2 protein-coding genes are annotated in these 640 nt (G+C 68.8%); both read left to right on the forward strand.

Features of this window, described 5'->3' with window-relative positions:
* A partial coding sequence (locus G3480_RS27245) for an RRXRR domain-containing protein (protein WP_164657290.1) occupies positions 1-294 on the forward strand: 294 nt, incomplete at its 5' end.
* On the forward strand, positions 291-640 hold a 350-nt coding region (locus tag G3480_RS27250; RefSeq protein ID WP_164657291.1), incomplete at its 3' end, for a TraC family protein. The genes G3480_RS27245 and G3480_RS27250, both read left to right, overlap by 4 nt.

The raw sequence follows: 640 nt of genomic DNA on the forward strand, positions 1-640 counted from the left end.
CTGTCGGTGCCCAAGGCCCTGTTCGCCTCCCTGGCCGAGCTGTCGCCGCAGGCGCGCGATCGCTTTCTGGATCAGGCTCTGGCCCGCGTGCAGGGGCGTACCCCAGTGCTGGTGTGCGACGCCAACCGCCGGCTGCTCAAGCCCTGTCATCCGGCGCGCGCCCGCGAGCTACTGCGGCGTAAGCGTGCTCGGGTGCTCTCGACCGATCCGTTCCTGTTGCAGCTGAAGCGTGTCGTCGGACCAGAACAGGTCGAGGGTCTGCCAGAAACGGCGAAGCCGGGGCGGGCCCAATGAGGGAACGGCGCTTCCAGGGCGAGCGCGCCTCCGCGCTCTTTCCGCCGCTCGCCTGCGACCCTGAGCAGGGGATCTTCCTGCTCGACGATCAGAGCCTCGCCTTCGGCTGGTGCTGCCAACCCCTGGCCGGGGCCGATCAGGGTCACGCCGACCGTCTCACGGCGCTGGTCAATCAGGAATGGCCGACCGATACCCTGCTGCAGATCCTCCTCTGGGCCTCGCCCGATATCGAGGGACCGCTTGCCGTGATGAACGGCCTGCGTACCGATCTGCGTCATCCACTGCTGCGGGCCGCGACCGCCGAGCGGGCGGCCTTTCTGCGCGCTGGTGTCAGTGCTCCACTCAT

Source organism: Thiorhodococcus mannitoliphagus (assembly GCF_010915725.1).
GTDB classification, from domain to species: Bacteria; Pseudomonadota; Gammaproteobacteria; order Chromatiales; family Chromatiaceae; genus Thiorhodococcus; species Thiorhodococcus mannitoliphagus.